This window comes from Falsibacillus pallidus (assembly GCF_050990905.1).
Classification (GTDB): domain Bacteria; phylum Bacillota; class Bacilli; order Bacillales; family DSM-25281; genus Falsibacillus; species Falsibacillus pallidus_A.
In genome coordinates, this window is record NZ_CP158866.1 from 1674069 (window position 1) to 1688907 (window position 14839).

At 41.0% G+C, this 14839-nt stretch carries 15 protein-coding genes and 1 other annotated feature; of the genes, 13 read left to right on the forward strand and 2 right to left on the reverse strand.

Annotated features, from left to right (window positions below):
- The first annotated feature begins 107 nt into the window (after positions 1-107).
- The 13 genes from ABTV07_RS08800 to ABTV07_RS08860 all read left to right on the forward strand — a co-directional run bounded on the left by ABTV07_RS08800 (position 108) and on the right by ABTV07_RS08860 (position 12883).
- Complete coding sequence (locus ABTV07_RS08800) at positions 108-1655, forward strand: ABC-F family ATP-binding cassette domain-containing protein (RefSeq protein WP_433750123.1); 1548 nt, start codon at positions 108-110, stop codon at positions 1653-1655.
- 158 nt (positions 1656-1813) lie between these two features.
- Positions 1814-2743, forward strand: a complete 930-nt coding sequence (locus ABTV07_RS08805) for a manganese-dependent inorganic pyrophosphatase (protein ID WP_433750126.1) — start codon at positions 1814-1816, stop codon at positions 2741-2743.
- Between the two features lie 123 nt (positions 2744-2866).
- The gene (locus tag ABTV07_RS08810) at positions 2867-3439 is read left to right on the forward strand and encodes a sigma-70 family RNA polymerase sigma factor (RefSeq protein WP_433750129.1); all 573 of its coding nucleotides are present in this window, start codon (positions 2867-2869) and stop codon (positions 3437-3439) included.
- A complete protein-coding gene (locus ABTV07_RS08815) occupies positions 3429-4463 on the forward strand; it encodes a DUF4030 domain-containing protein (protein WP_433750131.1) in 1035 nt (344 codons plus the stop codon). The genes ABTV07_RS08810 and ABTV07_RS08815 overlap by 11 nt, the downstream gene beginning before the upstream one ends.
- 151 nt (positions 4464-4614) lie before the next feature.
- Positions 4615-6123: a potassium/proton antiporter gene (locus ABTV07_RS08820; RefSeq protein WP_433750134.1), complete on the forward strand. Its 1509-nt coding sequence runs from the start codon at positions 4615-4617 to the stop codon at positions 6121-6123.
- Between the two features lie 82 nt (positions 6124-6205).
- Positions 6206-6415, forward strand: a binding site (T-box leader).
- Positions 6416-6740: 325 nt separating this feature from the next.
- Positions 6741-6878 (forward strand): hypothetical protein, encoded by a 138-nt coding sequence (locus ABTV07_RS08825; protein ID WP_433750137.1) that lies wholly within the window; start codon positions 6741-6743, stop codon positions 6876-6878.
- Entirely contained in the window at positions 6875-8107 is a 1233-nt protein-coding gene (gene aspS, locus ABTV07_RS08830) for an aspartate--tRNA(Asn) ligase (protein WP_433751163.1), read from the forward strand. Before ABTV07_RS08825 ends, aspS begins: the two co-directional genes overlap by 4 nt.
- Before the next feature lie 53 nt (positions 8108-8160).
- Entirely contained in the window at positions 8161-8568 is a 408-nt protein-coding gene (locus ABTV07_RS08835; protein ID WP_433750140.1) for a GNAT family N-acetyltransferase, read from the forward strand.
- Positions 8569-8720: 152 nt separating this feature from the next.
- Positions 8721-9119 (forward strand): GntR family transcriptional regulator, encoded by a 399-nt coding sequence (locus ABTV07_RS08840; protein ID WP_433750143.1) that lies wholly within the window; start codon positions 8721-8723, stop codon positions 9117-9119.
- Complete coding sequence (locus ABTV07_RS08845) at positions 9103-10002, forward strand: ABC transporter ATP-binding protein (RefSeq protein WP_433750146.1); 900 nt, start codon at positions 9103-9105, stop codon at positions 10000-10002. Before ABTV07_RS08840 ends, ABTV07_RS08845 begins: the two co-directional genes overlap by 17 nt.
- Positions 9977-11947, forward strand: a complete 1971-nt coding sequence (locus ABTV07_RS08850; protein WP_433750149.1) for a DUF6449 domain-containing protein — start codon at positions 9977-9979, stop codon at positions 11945-11947. The genes ABTV07_RS08845 and ABTV07_RS08850 overlap by 26 nt, the downstream gene beginning before the upstream one ends.
- Positions 11948-11972: 25 nt before the next feature.
- Complete coding sequence (locus ABTV07_RS08855) at positions 11973-12503, forward strand: RNA polymerase sigma factor (RefSeq protein ID WP_433750151.1); 531 nt, start codon at positions 11973-11975, stop codon at positions 12501-12503.
- A gap of 119 nt (positions 12504-12622) precedes the next feature.
- Positions 12623-12883: a hypothetical protein gene (locus ABTV07_RS08860; protein ID WP_433750154.1), complete on the forward strand. Its 261-nt coding sequence runs from the start codon at positions 12623-12625 to the stop codon at positions 12881-12883.
- A 288-nt stretch (positions 12884-13171) separates the two neighbouring features.
- On the opposite strand, the gene ABTV07_RS08865 is transcribed toward ABTV07_RS08860, so the two are convergent.
- Positions 13172-14020, reverse strand: coding sequence for an MBL fold metallo-hydrolase (locus ABTV07_RS08865; RefSeq protein WP_433750157.1), 849 nt, complete (start codon positions 14018-14020; stop codon positions 13172-13174).
- Positions 14021-14135: 115 nt separating this feature from the next.
- Positions 14136-14759, reverse strand: coding sequence for a rhomboid family intramembrane serine protease (locus ABTV07_RS08870; RefSeq protein WP_433750160.1), 624 nt, complete (start codon positions 14757-14759; stop codon positions 14136-14138).
- Between the last annotated feature and the right edge of the window lie 80 nt (positions 14760-14839).

Here is a 14839-nt window from a genome sequence, read left to right on the forward strand (position 1 = left end):
TGTATTCTCCCTGTCTTTTTTCGTTGAAAGGATTTCACATAATGGAATAGGGTCCTCCTGTTTTGCGATTGGTATTTATGATACCGAAAATAAAGGAGAGACAAATCATGAGCATTGTCACTGTAGAAAAATTAACGCATTATTTTGGAGATAAATTAGTCTTTAAAGATATTAACTTTCGCTTGCTTCGGCATGAAAGGGTTGGGTTGGTCGGTCCAAACGGCGCCGGAAAATCAACGCTGCTGCAGGTGTTGACTGGAGCAATCCTGCCGGACGACGGATCTGTCCATTGGCTTCCAAATGTCAATGTTGGACATCTGGAGCAGCATATTGATTTAACAGAAGGCATCAATATCCGCCAATATTTGAGAAGAGCATTTCAGCATCTCTATGAGGCAGAATCTGAAATGCTCCAATTGTCAAATGAAATGGGGGGATATACACCGGAAGAACTCGAGCAGGCATTTATGCGCTACTCGACGCTTCAGGAACGCCTCTATCAGGAAAACTTTTATCTGATCGACACAAACATCGATGAAATTTGCAATGGACTCGGCATAACGGCATTGGGAATGGATAGAGATGTAAGCGAATTGAGCGGAGGGCAGCGGACAAAGCTGCTTCTTGCCAAGCTATTGCTGGAACAGCCGGAGGTGCTGCTGCTTGATGAACCAACCAATTACCTGGATACTGCACATATTGAGTGGCTGAAGGAGTATTTGAAATCCTACCCGCATTCCTTCATTTTGATATCACATGATACTTCTTTTTTAAATGAAGTTGTGAATGTTATCTATCATTTGGAATTCAAACAGTTAACGAGGTATATCGGTAATTATCAAACCTTTATCCAAGCTTATGAGTTCCGTAAACAGCAGACTTTGACAAATTATATAAGACAGCAGCAGGAAATTGAAAAATTAGAAACCTATATTCAAAAAAACAAGGTGAGGGCATCGACTTCAAAGCAAGCGAAGTCAAGGGAGAAAAAGCTGCAAAAGATCGACCGAATTGAAAAACCTGATTCCCTTCCGACGCCAAGATTTTCTTTCAAGGTTGCCAAAAGGCCAGTAGGAATCATCACTAAAGCAAGCGGCCTGGAAGTGGGGTACTCAGAGGCGCTTCTGCCCCCTATTTCCTTTGAATTAAAGCGGGGAGCGAAAGTGGCTATAACCGGCCATAATGGAATCGGTAAATCAACGATGCTAAAAACACTTTTGGGTGAGATACAACCAATAAATGGGTCTCTCACATATGGTGAAAATGTCCTTCCAGCTTATTTTGCACAGGAATGGAATACAACTTCAAAAGAGACGCCGATTGATTATATATGGGCAATGCATGAAGGCATGACGCAAAAAGAGGTGCGCCAAGCACTGGCGAGATGCGGGTTGAAAACCGAGCATATCTTTCAGCCCCTTGCTTCCTTGAGCGGCGGGGAACAAACAAGGGTGAGGCTGTGTGAACTCATGATGAAAGACAGCAATTGGATCATTCTCGATGAGCCGACGAATCATTTAGATGTGCAGGCCAAAGATGCACTCTCTGAAGCCATTGCCAAATATGAAGGAACGGTTATCGTGGTTTCCCATGAACCGGAGTTTTATCAAAATTGGGCTACAGATGTTTGGGATCTGGAGCAGCTTCGGGAATAGAAGATTAATTTAAGGCAGTGGGGAGCTCCTCACTGTTTTTTTTGTTAACATTTTGGATAGGGAACATTCAACATTCTTCTTAATTTGTGTTACTATATTCTAAGAAGCGGGCTGCCAATAGAGGTCCGTAATTATCAAGTTAATCAAGGAGTCTGACTATGGAAAAAGTACTTATTTTTGGACACAAAAACCCGGATACAGATACGATTTGTTCTGCGATTGCTTATGCAGACCTAAAAAAAGAATTAGGATTTGATGCTGAACCTGTAAGGCTTGGCCAAATCAACGGTGAAACGGAATATGCTTTAAAGCAATTCAACGCTGAAGTGCCGCGCCTTGTGGAAACAGTCGCTAACGAAGTGAAAACGGTCATCCTTGTCGACCACAACGAACGCCAGCAAAGTGTAAGCGACATTGAGGAAGTGCGTGTAGCAGAAGTAATCGACCACCACCGCATCGCCAACTTCGAAACGAGCGATCCTTTGTACTACCGCTGCGAACCCGTTGGATGTACAGCTACCATTTTAAATAAAATGTACAAAGAAAATGGCGTATCCATCAAAAAGGAAATTGCAGGATTGATGCTTTCAGCAATCATTTCTGATTCTCTTTTATTCAAATCCCCAACATACACAGATCAAGATGTTGCAGCAGCAAAAGAATTGGCTGAAATCGCCGGGGTCGACGCAGAACAGTATGGACTGGAAATGCTTAAAGCAGGTGCTGATTTAAGCGATAAAACTGTTCATGATTTGATCACTCTTGATGCTAAGGAATTTTCCATGGGGGATTCAAAAGTAGAAATCGCTCAGGTAAATGCAGTGGATACTGCTGAAGTGTTTGAGCGAAAAGCAGAACTTGAAGGCGCATTGGAATATGTCATCAATGAAAAAGGATTAGATCTGTTCTTATTTGTTGTCACTGACATTCTGACAAACGATTCTGTCGCATTGGCACTGGGAGAAAAAGCAAGTGCAGTAGAAAAAGCCTATAATGTTAAATTAGAAGACAATACAGCTGTGCTGAAAGGCGTTGTTTCCCGCAAGAAACAAATCGTGCCAGTACTTACTGAAGCATTTACAAAGTAAACATTATATGATGATTTTCTAAGGTGTCCCAATTTTTGGGGCACCTTTTTAATATTTTTAGTCTAATTTGAAACCGAAATCATCTAGTTTCAGTCTAAAGGGTGTAAGAAAGGAGGAGAAAAGATGGAAAAAAACGATTGCCGGCAATCGAATTCCTCTGAAGAAGGAGAATTGAACAAAGAGGCCCTGATCCAGGAATGGATGGAACTCTACACTAAAAATGTGTATTTACTAGCTTATTCTATTGTTAAGGACAAAGATTTGGCAGAGGACATCTCTCAGGAAGTATTTTTGAAGTGCTACCGCTATATGGACGGTTTCAGAAATGAATCCTCTATTAAAACCTGGATTTATCGGATCACTGTTAATACCTCCAAGGATTATATAAGAAAGAAAGGATTCAGCCTGCTGCAATTTCCTCTTACTCTATTGGATAACTTTAAAAAGAGTGCAAGCTCTGAGACTGAAGTGTTAAAAATGGATGAAAAAGAAAGACTGCTTCAATTGGTATTGTCACTTCCCCAAAAATATAGGGAAGTGATCATTCTTCATTATTTCCAGGACTTGAAAATCAGTGAAGCAGCTGATGCGCTTCAATTGAATGAAAATACCGTGAAGACGAGGCTGGCGAGAGGAAGGGCACTTCTGAAAGACAAGATTGAGCTCCAGGAAGGAGATGTACTTAATGGATCGTGAATTGAGCGAAGTGAAAAAGCACTTTGAAGAGCAGTATTTTGATGAAGAGATTGCTGGACGAATCAAAGAAAAGGTCAATTTAAAATTGAATTCAGAAAAGAAACGGGATAGGCGTGTGATGAAAAGAATTACTTTCATCAGTTCCGCCGCGGTCTTAATGATTGGGCTATTTATTGGATCTGCCTTTGTGTCGCCCGCTGTGGAACAAGTTGCTGCCAAGATTCCCTACCTGAAATTGATATTTAAATCACAGATGTCCATTTCGGAGAGAATTTATGGGGAGCTCAAGGATGCAGGATATAAAATTGAGGGAGCCGGTGTAAGTTTTGTTCCTAAAAAAACGGTGTCCGTTACCGTTGGGGGATCGGAAAAATATTACTCGAGTGTCAAAGGTGAAATCAAGAAAAAAACTAAGAAGATACTCGACAGCTGGCAATATGATGCATATAAAATACAAGTTGAAAAAGCACCGGCAGAAACTAACGTGGATGAAAGAAATCCAAGCAGGACAGAACAAGCAATGGATGCAATCGTGAAAAAGCTGGAGGCAGAAAAACTGTCATTCAGGACATTGGGTACAAATGAAAAAGAGAAGGAAGTAGAAATTGAGCTTCCGGACACGGACAGTGCGGAACAAAGGGAAAAGATCAAAGGTGCAGCTGCCGAAGCATTAAAGGAAAATGGGCTTACGGATATTCATATTAAAATCCATCTGGCCAAAATGAAATTTGTTGAAATGGAACAACGGTGGCAGCCAGTCATCTCTGCAATCGCAGAAGGTCTGATGAGCAAAAGTGAATATAAGGTAAGAGGAGTGGGGTATTCTTTCCATCCACTTCCATTGACTATCACCATTAAAACAAGCGTCGATTCAAAATCCCCTGAAGCCAAACGTCTGGCGGAGAAAATAGAAAATGAAGTGAATGAATTAATCCATTCTGATGAAGCGAAGAGGGCAGTCAAAGATGATCCTTACCGATTGATTATTTACAGTAAGGATAAAAAGGAATTGAATAAACCTTAACTAAAAGCAGCCTTTTGCTGCTTTTTTTATTGTTGTGATAACTAATAATTAAGTTCTTCTTTGTGTTTATAAAGAGATCCACTGCTTAGGTGCTATTCATTGTTCTTTCGCCTTTTTAAGACTATAATTAAAGGAGGGAAAGGGGGACAAAATGAATTTTGCTGTAGAAAGTACGATTTTAGTAATGGCCCTTCTTTTGATTACCGGAGTATTTACTGCAAAGTTTTCATCCAGATTAGGATTGCCCTCGCTAGTGTTTTTCATCTTGGTTGGAATGCTCCTAAACCGCTACATCTATTTCGATAATGCCATCTTAACTCAATTCATCGGAACGCTTGCCTTGATCGTCATTCTTTTCGAAGGCGGCTTCAAAACAAAATCATCCCATATTAAAAAAGTCTATAAACCAGCTCTTTCATTGGCGACTCTCGGCGTCATTGGCACTACGGCTGTCATTGGGACCGCTGCCAAATACATATTGGGCCTGAATTGGCCAGAAAGCATGCTGTTCGGAGCGATTGTCGGCTCAACAGATGCAGCTGCAGTTTTTGCTGTTCTAGGTAATAAGAATATTAAAACAAAGCTGACTTCCACCCTGGAAGCCGAATCCGGCACCAATGATCCGATGGCTATTTTCCTGACAGTTTCTATTTTGGAACTGATTCAGGAACCGGATACCTCCATACCTGGACTTATCTTCAGTTTCGTATGGGAAATGGCTGCAGGGTTGATTTTAGGCTATCTCTTAGGAAAGCTGGCTGTATGGATCATAAACAAAATCAGCCTTGATTCTTCTGGATTGTATCCCGTTTTATCCATTGCTCTCGCCGTCTTTACGTTTGGTGCTGCAACCCTTTTCCACGCAAGCGGGCTCCTGGCTGTATATGTAATGGCACTAGTTGTGGGAAATGCAGATCTCACTTACCGGCATTCCATTTTACGATTTAATGAAGGATTCGCTTGGATGAGTCAGATTGTCATGTTCATGCTTTTGGGTCTACTGGTATTTCCGGAGCAGCTATTATTAATTTCTTGGCAGGGGATTGCTTTATCCTTGATTGCCATTTTATTGGCAAGGCCGTTTGGAGTTTTTCTCAGTCTGATGTTTGCCAAGTACAGTGTCAATGAAAAGATTTTCATTTCATGGGCGGGACTGAAAGGGGCTGTTCCGATTGTTATCGCTACCTATCCGTTGGTGGCAGGCATCGAAAATGGGAGACTGCTCTTCAACGCGGTATTCTTTGTTGTGCTGACCTCTGCTCTTATACAAGGTGCCAGCATTTCTAAGTTGGCTTCCCTTTTAAAATTTTCGGGCGGAGAGAAAAAAGAAACTGCACATACACTCGAACTAATTTCCATAGGAAAAACTAACAATGAAATAATTGAAGTAGCAATTGAAGAAGATGCACTTATCGCAGGAGAAGAAATCCGCTGTGTCAATTTGCCGGACAATACGCTGATCACTGCTGTGGTTCGACAGGATCGATTAATAACTCCAGTAGGGAATACAGTTCTCTTACCAAAGGATTCCCTCTATATCCTGGTTCATAAAGCGAAGCGTGAAGAAGTGAAGCGCATCCTCAAACAAAAGCGGGAGATATCAGATAATGATGGCGGCCCTGCTCCTATCATGGAAGTAGAGAAGGACGGAAGCATTTAGGGAGTAAAGATCTAATCAATTCGCCTTATTTGGAAAAATTATCTTGCATTTTTTCTTAAAAGGAATATACTATTTTTAATCATTCAAATCGGTGATGAGGAAGAGTATTTCGCACCCTGATTCTTAGAGAGCATTCGGAAGCTGAAAAGAATGCATTCAAGGGCGGAAGAAAGACACCTCTGAGTGCTGCCTTGAAATAGAGTAGGGGCAGCCGTTTGACAAACGTTACTTTGTCGCGAGTGGCTGAAAAAGCAAACCGGGTGGTACCGCGGATAGAATATCCGTCCCTTTTTAGGGGCGGGTATTTTTTTTATGCTTTTATACACTAAGTTACAATTTCATTGCTTTAGAAATTGAAGAATTGTCTAGCTCCAGCGCCTAGCCCCTCGAGTCATAAGCCGCACCTCTACGGAAATCAGGATTTCCTTCGAGTTTCGTCTTATGCTGGTCGGGGCTGATCGAGGCGCTTGCGCTTTTCTTTTTGTCTAGCTCCAGCGCCTAGCCCCTCGAGTCATATACCGCACCTCTACGGAAATCAGGATTTCCTTCGAGTTTCGTCTTATGCTGGTTGGGGCTGATCGAGGCGCTTGCGCTTTTCTAATAGGGAGGTGAGTACAATGAATTCCGAATCTGATGATTATGATGATGATCGCCAATATGAAAATGAATTAATTAGGAGGAATAAGGAATGGAAAAAGGAAATCGTGTACTCGCTTCTGAATGTGGAAATTACATTGGCCAAAGCATCATTCTGAAGGGCTGGGTCCATAGGGTCAGACATTTGAAGAGTGTAAGTTTCGTCATTTTGAAAGACCGGACAGGATTTGTCCAGTGTGTCCTTGAAAAACAGTTTGCGGGCATGAAGGTTGAGAATGAATCGGCTATTGTTGTAAAGGGAAAGGCCGTTGCTACCGGACAACAGAAAAATGGGGTTGAAGTAATTGTAGACGACATCCACATCCTATCAAAATCAGAAGCTTTGCCATTTGAAGTCAATAAAAAAGAGTTGGATGCGAACCTGGATCTCATCCTTAATCATCGAGTAATTTCGATGAGGAATGAAAGGACGCAGGCCATTTTTAGAATTCAATCGGCCATCACGGGGGCGTTCGAGGAATTTATGAGAAGTAAGGGATTCATGCAGATGTTCACCCCTAAATTGGTGGCGCAGGGAGCTGAAGGTGGAGCGAATGTTTTCAAACTGGACTACTTCGGCAAGGAAGCATTTTTGGCTCAATCCCCTCAATTTTATAAGCAAATGATGGTTGCTGCTGGATATGAAAGGGTTTATGAAATTGGTCCGGTCTTCAGGGCGGAGCAGCATAATTCATCGCGCCACTTGAATGAATATACTTCGCTGGATGCCGAAATGGGCTTCATCGAAGGATTCGAGGAAATCATGGAAATGGAAAATGAAGCACTGGTTCATATTTTTCAGTACTTGAAGGTAACCTGCGAAAAGGAACTGGCTGTATTGGAATGCGAAATCCCTGAGCTGGGGGAATTTCCAAGGATTTCCCTTCAAGAAGCACATGATATCCTTCATGAATCATTTGGGAAGTCATCCCCGGAAGGAGACCTGGATGGTGAAGGAGAAATGCTGATATGTAAATATTTTCAAGAAACATATGGTTCACCATTTGTTTTCATTACCCATTATCCAGTGGAAACCCGTCCGATGTATACGATGCCAGATTCTGAACAGCCAGGAAAAACGAAGTCATTTGACTTATTGTTCCGGGGTACGGAAATCACTTCAGGCGGGCAAAGAATCCATGAGTATGAATTGCTGGAGAAGTCTTTTGAAGAAAAAGGATTAAATCCGATAGAATTTGAGAGCTACTTAAATACTTTCCGGTTTGGAGCACCGCCGCATGGTGGTTTTGCAATCGGATTGGAGAGATTGACGTCAAAGCTTTTAGGGCTGAAAAATGTGAGGGAAGCATCGGCGTTTCCGAGGGACTGCGACCGGCTGGTTCCGTAAAATTTCCGGTTCAATCTTTGGAGTGAAATTGATATTGGAAGCGGGGAAGAGAAATGGAAGATAAAAAGAGTATCCAGATACGTCAGTTCGAGAATTCAGACTTTCCTGCCATTATTCAGTTGTATGCTGCAGAAGGATGGAGTAACCTAGTGGAAAATGCAGAGCAGACAAAGAAAGCATGGGAAAATTCTAATGCCTCCTGTGTTGCATTGATTGAGAATAAGATTGTTGGATGTGTTCGTGGGATTACAGATGGCCATGTATCTTTATATGTGTGTGAACTCATTTGCAGCAAGGAATATAGAGGACTGGGCATTGGAACAGCTTTGCTGAGATTCATCCATGAGGCATTTCCGGAAACAAGGTTGGAACTTTTGGGATCAAGCAGTTCCCAATCCTACTACGAAAAACTTCAATTCCGTCCATACTATGGATTCCGCAAGACAATAAATGAATGGTAAGAAAAATCGACAAAAATCGGGGAGTGCCTGTCACTTCCCGATTTTTGTTTGGAAAATTTTTATAAAAAAGGGGTTTCTTTTTGGAAATGGTTGTATTATAATCTAACTGTATTAAGACACGTAGTACACTTGATACAGACGGGAGGGTGTATATGCTTGAGTTGGATTTAAGAAGCAGAAAGCCGATTTATGAACAGCTTGTTGAGAAATTGAAAGAATTGATCATTAATGAAGTACTGAAGGCAGATGAGCAGCTTCCATCAGTGCGGGCACTGGCAAGCGATTTAACGATAAATCCGAATACAATACAAAAGGCTTACAGAGAGCTGGAAACACAAGGTTATATTTATTCAGTAAAAGGCAGAGGCAGTTTTGTCACTCCTTCTGGAGAAGTCCAAGACTCAGAAAAGCTAAAAAAAGTAAAAAGGGATTTACGGAAGATGATTTCCGAAGCGCTATACCTGGGGATGAGTGTGGATGAACTGATCTGCCTTATTAAAGAGATAGAACCTGCAGTGGGGGGAGGATTATCGAATGATAAAAATGAATGATATCAAAAAATCAATAGATGGAGTCGAGATCATACACAATGTCTCGTTCCAGATCCGTAAAGGTTCAATTTATGGGTTGCTTGGTTCGAATGGAGCAGGTAAAACAACTTTACTGAAAACTTTGTCAGGGATCTACCTGCAGGAGGAAGGAAGCGTCGAGATAGAAGGGGAGCCGGTATTTGAGAACCCCTCAATAAAAGATAAAATCTTTTTTATTCCTGATGCCCCAACATTCTTCTCGCAATTTAGCCTCGATCAGATGGCGCAATTCTTTAAAAATACTTATCCTGGATGGAATGATGCACGTTACATGAAATTGGTTCAGGAATTTCAAATCGACAGCAAGAAGCGTCTACATAAATTTTCAAAAGGTGTACAGAGGCAGGCTGCATTCATTTTGGCTCTCTCGACGATGCCGGAAGTTCTCATCTTGGACGAACCGATGGATGGATTGGACCCGGTTGTCAGGAAAAAAGTAAAGAGCCTGTTGATTGAAGATGTGGCTGAACGTGAAATGACGATATTGATTTCTTCACATAATCTGCGAGAAGTGGAGGATATTTGTGACCATGTAGGCGTTTTGCATGGAGGTAGGCTATTGTTTGAAAAAGAGCTGGATGATTTAAAAACAAGCATTCATAAAATACAAGTTGCTTTTAAAGACAATGTGCCAAATGAATTGTTAGAAGCACTTGATCCGCTTCATCGGGAAAATAGGGGAAGTGTCGTACTTGCCATTGTAAAGGGCAATGAAGACAGAATCGCTGAAATGGTTGAAAGATATAATCCGGTTATTTTTGATCTGCTGCCGCTGACCCTTGAAGAAATCTTTATTTATGAAATGGGGGATGTTGGATATGTCATCAAAAATATCATGGATTAATAAGGAGCTATTGAAACAAATCAACCGTAGCATCGGCTGGGTTGGCATTATCTATCTTCTGGCACTCCTTTTTGCATTGCCGCTTGAAATATTGATGCTTTCCTCCAGGGATGAACAGGGGTATTACAGGCAATTCCAGAACCTTTTTGAAATCAATTCCGACCTGCTGATGCTGATCTCTATCATCGTTCCTATCGGTCTATCAATCTTCTTGTTCCGTTATTTGCAAGTTAAGCAGACTTCAGACTTGATTCACAGCCTGCCGATGAAAAGGGAAAAAATCTTCTATCATTATTCACTCGCTGGAATTCTTTACTTAATCCTTCCTGTTCTACTGACAGGTGTGGTGGTACTGATTCAATACGGTGTGTTGGATGTGAACATGTACTACAAGCCGGAAGACGTCTTCATCTGGATGGGAATCACTAGTTTGATCAATGTTGTATTATTCACGGCGGGTGTTTTCGTCGGAATGCTTACGGGATTATCAGCAGTGCAGGGGGTTCTTACCTATATTTTTGTCGTCTTCCCTGCTGGGATACTGATTTTATTCAGTGTCAATCTGAAATACTTTCTGATTGGCTTCCCAAGAGACTATTTTATGAACAAAGAAATCGAAAAGTATTCGCCTCTTACAAGACAAGTGAGTTTCGGGCAGCATCTTTTAAGTGGAAAAGAAGTTATCTTTTATATCATCATTGCGATTATTCTATATCTTGCCTCTTTATGGATCTATAAAAAGAGGAAGCTGGAAGGGGTATCCCAGGCACTTGCTTTCTCATCCTTAAAGCCAATATTCAAGTACTGCGTATCTTTTTGTGTCATGATGCTTGGCGGCGCTTATTTCGGTGCGATGCAGGATACATGGCCATGGATTGTATTCGGCTATGCGGCGGGGGCATTGGTTGGCTATATACTGGCAGAAATGCTCATTCAGAAGTCATGGAGGATTTCTTTTCATTGGAAAGGCCTTGGAATCTACATCGCTGCTGTGCTGATAGTTGGGTTGTTGGTTCACTTCGATGTTTTCCATTATGAAAAGAAACTGCCTGAAGCTTCCAAGGTAGAGAAAGTTTATATCAGTCAAGGGTATTATGATTATCTCAGAGGGGAAGATGATGCGGGGATCAAGAGACCACGATATCTAAATGGTGAAGAAGATATCAAAAATGTCATTGCCCTTCATAAAGCCATTGTTTCGCATCCGAGCAGCCGCATCATTCCACCTGAAGAAAGTCGATCAGTGTTCATTGTCTATGAATTGAAAAATGGCAAGAAGATTGTCAGGGAATATCGCATTGAAAAGGAATTATTTAAAAAGCAGCTCTCTGATATCTACTCATCAGAAGAGTATAAGAAAACGAGATATGACGTGTTGAATGTGGAAAACGAAATGGCTGAAAAAATAACATTCTCCTTTGAAGGACCGTTCAATCGCAGAGCGGCTGTAACGGAGCCTGATAAAACAAATAAAATTATGGGGCTTATCAAAACAGACATACTTAATCAATCTTATGACGATATAGTAGATTCTGAAGAAAGTCCATACCAGATCAGTATTTTATTAAATAACGATAAAACAATCTATGCTCCACTATCAAAAAATTACAGAACGCTATTAGACTATTTGAAGCAAGAAAACATCTTTCAGGACATTGAATTAAAGCCGGAAGATATATCGTCCATTATGGTTGCTAAAGACAGCGACTTTAACAAGTTCAGCGGTGATAAGTCAGTTGAACAGCGATTTAAAGAAATGACGAAAGAAGGAAAAACGGTCAAAACCGATTCCGAGTCTGAAGTAAAACAAATGATTGATGACGCTTTATGGAATAACGGCCAACAATATGTAATCGCCATTCATTATAAAGGTGTCAACGACATGGATTTTCGCTGGATCGGTAAAAAAGGAATCCCTGAAAGAATTATCGGGGAATTAGAGTAAGTCTCTTGAAAGGGAGGGAAATGCCATGAGCTGTCTTCAGCCAATCACCATTAGCTTTGAAGAAATGTATGAAAAATATCATAAGCTTGTCTACCAGATCGGATTTAGAATCATTCGTGATGCTGCCCTGGCAGAAGATATCCTGCAAGAAACTTTTCTCAAGGCGTTTAAAAAATGTCATTCAGTAGAAGATGAGAGTAAAATCGGCTCATGGCTTTCCTCCATCGCTGCCCGAACTGCCATCGATTTTCTTCGTAAAGAGAAAAGGATGAATGAAACGATTGTTGATGATATTGAACCGTGGAAACATCAGGATATCCGGCTTGAATTGGTTGAAAATGAGGTAGAGGCAAACATGTTAAAGAAAGAATTGAAGAGATGCATCCTCAGCCTCCCGGACAGCCAGCAGGAAGTAATGATTCTCCGCATTCAATATGGAATGAAGGAGTGTGAAATTGCAGAAAAACTGCAATTGAATCCTGCTACAGTCAAGACGAGGATTTACAGGGCAAGGAAACATTTGAGAGAAATCATTGAATTAGAATTGTCTGCTTAACGATGAAGGACCCCAGTAATGGGGTTCTTCTTGATTTTTGTCATCTGGGGCATTGTTTTTTTCAGAGCAGTGTTTCATGTTATGATATGTCCATATGCAGGTAAAGGAGCATGAATATTATGAACAGCAAAACATTATTGAAAAATCTCTTGCCTTTAATATTTCCTCTTGCCGGGGTCATCGCATTATTCACCAATTTCGCAGGGAGCGCAACGATTCCTTTCTTTATCGTCTGCATCGTTTTGGGTCTTGCATTTTCTGTATATTTGCTGATAAAGAAAAGGCTCATGCAGGGGGCCGTCGCAAATATCATTATCAGGGCATTGCTGCTGGTCATGGGACTGATTTTTTATCTGTTTTTAGTTGCTTCAGGAGTATGAAGGTCTTCCAAAGTGGAAGGCTTTTTTTTATTTTTTAAAACGACCCCCATACCTGTTTTAATTTGTTCGAAGTTTATTAATAAGATAGAGGTTGTCCACTAATTGAGGAGGTATCAGTATATGGATATTGATCAATTACTTGAGGATACGGTTAATTTGGGGGAAGAGGATTTTTCGATAGAATACGTAGATATAGATGAAGTGCTGGAAGAGTTTTGAAAGAAGCCCGGATGATGTTGATCCGGGCTTTTTTTTGTCCAGTTCCGCAGGCTAGAGACTTTGCTTTTCTTAATGAATATATTTTCCTTGTTTTGGCACTGCAATTTCTTTAAAGCTTACAGTGAGTTCTGCCAAACCTGTTTCAAGTTCATCCTCGTAAACCGGGAGTCCGTGTCCGCATACGGCGAGTCTTGGATGAAGGGAATGCAGTTTCTTGACGGATTTTTCTGCTGCTTTCCAATCTGTGGTGAAATACTTAGGAGGGCCGCTGAATTCAGTTTCCTGTACAAGAACTTTATAAAGGGACTCTTGTTTCACCGTTACAAATGCATCGCCTGCGATAAGGGTTTTGTCCGCTTCCCGGAATAATGAGATGTGACCAGGGGTATGTCCAGGTGTGTGGATCCATTTCCAGTTGCCGAGGATTGGGATGGACCCGTCTTTAGGCAATGGATGCAGATTTCTCGAAATATTGATTCCGTGGTATGGAAAGAAATGTGATAATTCTGTAACAAGGCCTCCATTGACAGTTGGATCAGGAGGGAGGTAATCCTTTCGTCCATCCAGATAAGGTGTTTCGTCTTTATGGGCAAAAACAGGAACATCCCAGTGGTCGCATAAAGCGGATAAAGCACCAACATGATCAAAATGACCATGTGTCAAGATGATTCCTTTAGGCTTACATCCAGAGCCGAATCTAGCTTCACAGGCTTCAATGATCATTTTATGTGAATGCGGCATTCCCGCATCTACCAGAACAAAATGGTCCGAATCATCGGGATTTCCTATTATTATAATGTTGGCAATTTGAACCGGGAGCACATAAAGATCAGGCAGTATTGCAAGTCCATCACCGCTGGAAATACTCGTGAAGGGTAAATGTGTCTCGGAAAAGTCATTGTCTTTTTCAGTATTCATCAGGGACCTCCAGTGATTAAAGCATCTCTTTGTAGTATGTGAAATTCTGTCTATATCATGCTAGAATGTCTGCAGTACCTTTGAATACGATTGCATTATTGGCATCTATTAATTGCTACATGGGCACAGCATTATTGATTTGGCTGATTTTACGCAGATTTTTCGTGAAAAGGGCTGCAAGAAATCCAGCTGCAAATCCGCAGGCATGTCCAGAAATACTGACATGTGGAAAAATGAAAGAAGCGATCCAGCCGATTGCCATGAAGATAATGACTGACACTCTTGAATCTTTATCTAAGCATTCTTTCTGGAACAATACCAGAAACAAGTAGAAACCGAATAATGCGAAGCCAAAACCGGATTCACCAACAGAAATTTCATTAGTATAAATGATTTCATATAACGGTGTTGCTAAAATGGCCGCAAAAAAGAATAGAATAAAAATAAACTTCCCCAACAGTTTCTCAATGTATGGAGCTAATAAAATAGTGAATAGCATGTTTGATGCAAAATGAAAAATTCCGCCATGCAAGAATGCGTTTGAGATCAATCGATAATACTCGCCTTGCTCAATCCCATCTCTTGAAATGCCTCCCCATTGGAAAACAGAGAAGTGGTTGTCAAAAATTCCAATCATTGTCGTTGTCGATATTACCATTGTGTTCAAGAAAACAATAATGGCTGTAATCGGATAAAGCGATAAAAACTCTTTTAATGATTCTCTTCGTATAAGCACCATAGTCCTTTTGCCCCTCCAAATTATTCCAATAAAGAAATTATAACATAATGAAGGAGAATCATATCGGTAACGTCTGCTTT

Excerpts from the sequence above, each read along its gene's own strand:
- ABTV07_RS08800 (WP_433750123.1), top strand. The coding sequence starts at position 108 with ATGAGCATTGTCACTGTAGAAAAATTAACGCATTATTTTGGAGATAAA.
- ABTV07_RS08805 (WP_433750126.1), top strand. The coding sequence starts at position 1,814 with ATGGAAAAAGTACTTATTTTTGGACACAAAAACCCGGATACAGATACG.
- ABTV07_RS08810 (WP_433750129.1), top strand. The coding sequence starts at position 2,867 with ATGGAAAAAAACGATTGCCGGCAATCGAATTCCTCTGAAGAAGGAGAA.
- ABTV07_RS08815 (WP_433750131.1), top strand. The coding sequence starts at position 3,429 with ATGGATCGTGAATTGAGCGAAGTGAAAAAGCACTTTGAAGAGCAGTAT.
- ABTV07_RS08820 (WP_433750134.1), top strand. The coding sequence starts at position 4,615 with ATGAATTTTGCTGTAGAAAGTACGATTTTAGTAATGGCCCTTCTTTTG.
- ABTV07_RS08825 (WP_433750137.1), top strand. The coding sequence starts at position 6,741 with ATGAATTCCGAATCTGATGATTATGATGATGATCGCCAATATGAAAAT.
- ABTV07_RS08835 (WP_433750140.1), top strand. The coding sequence starts at position 8,161 with ATGGAAGATAAAAAGAGTATCCAGATACGTCAGTTCGAGAATTCAGAC.
- ABTV07_RS08840 (WP_433750143.1), top strand. The coding sequence starts at position 8,721 with ATGCTTGAGTTGGATTTAAGAAGCAGAAAGCCGATTTATGAACAGCTT.
- ABTV07_RS08845 (WP_433750146.1), top strand. The coding sequence starts at position 9,103 with ATGATAAAAATGAATGATATCAAAAAATCAATAGATGGAGTCGAGATC.
- ABTV07_RS08850 (WP_433750149.1), top strand. The coding sequence starts at position 9,977 with ATGTCATCAAAAATATCATGGATTAATAAGGAGCTATTGAAACAAATC.
- ABTV07_RS08855 (WP_433750151.1), top strand. The coding sequence starts at position 11,973 with ATGAGCTGTCTTCAGCCAATCACCATTAGCTTTGAAGAAATGTATGAA.
- ABTV07_RS08860 (WP_433750154.1), top strand. The coding sequence starts at position 12,623 with ATGAACAGCAAAACATTATTGAAAAATCTCTTGCCTTTAATATTTCCT.
- ABTV07_RS08865 (WP_433750157.1), bottom strand. The coding sequence starts at position 14,020 with ATGAATACTGAAAAAGACAATGACTTTTCCGAGACACATTTACCCTTC.
- ABTV07_RS08870 (WP_433750160.1), bottom strand. The coding sequence starts at position 14,759 with ATGGTGCTTATACGAAGAGAATCATTAAAAGAGTTTTTATCGCTTTAT.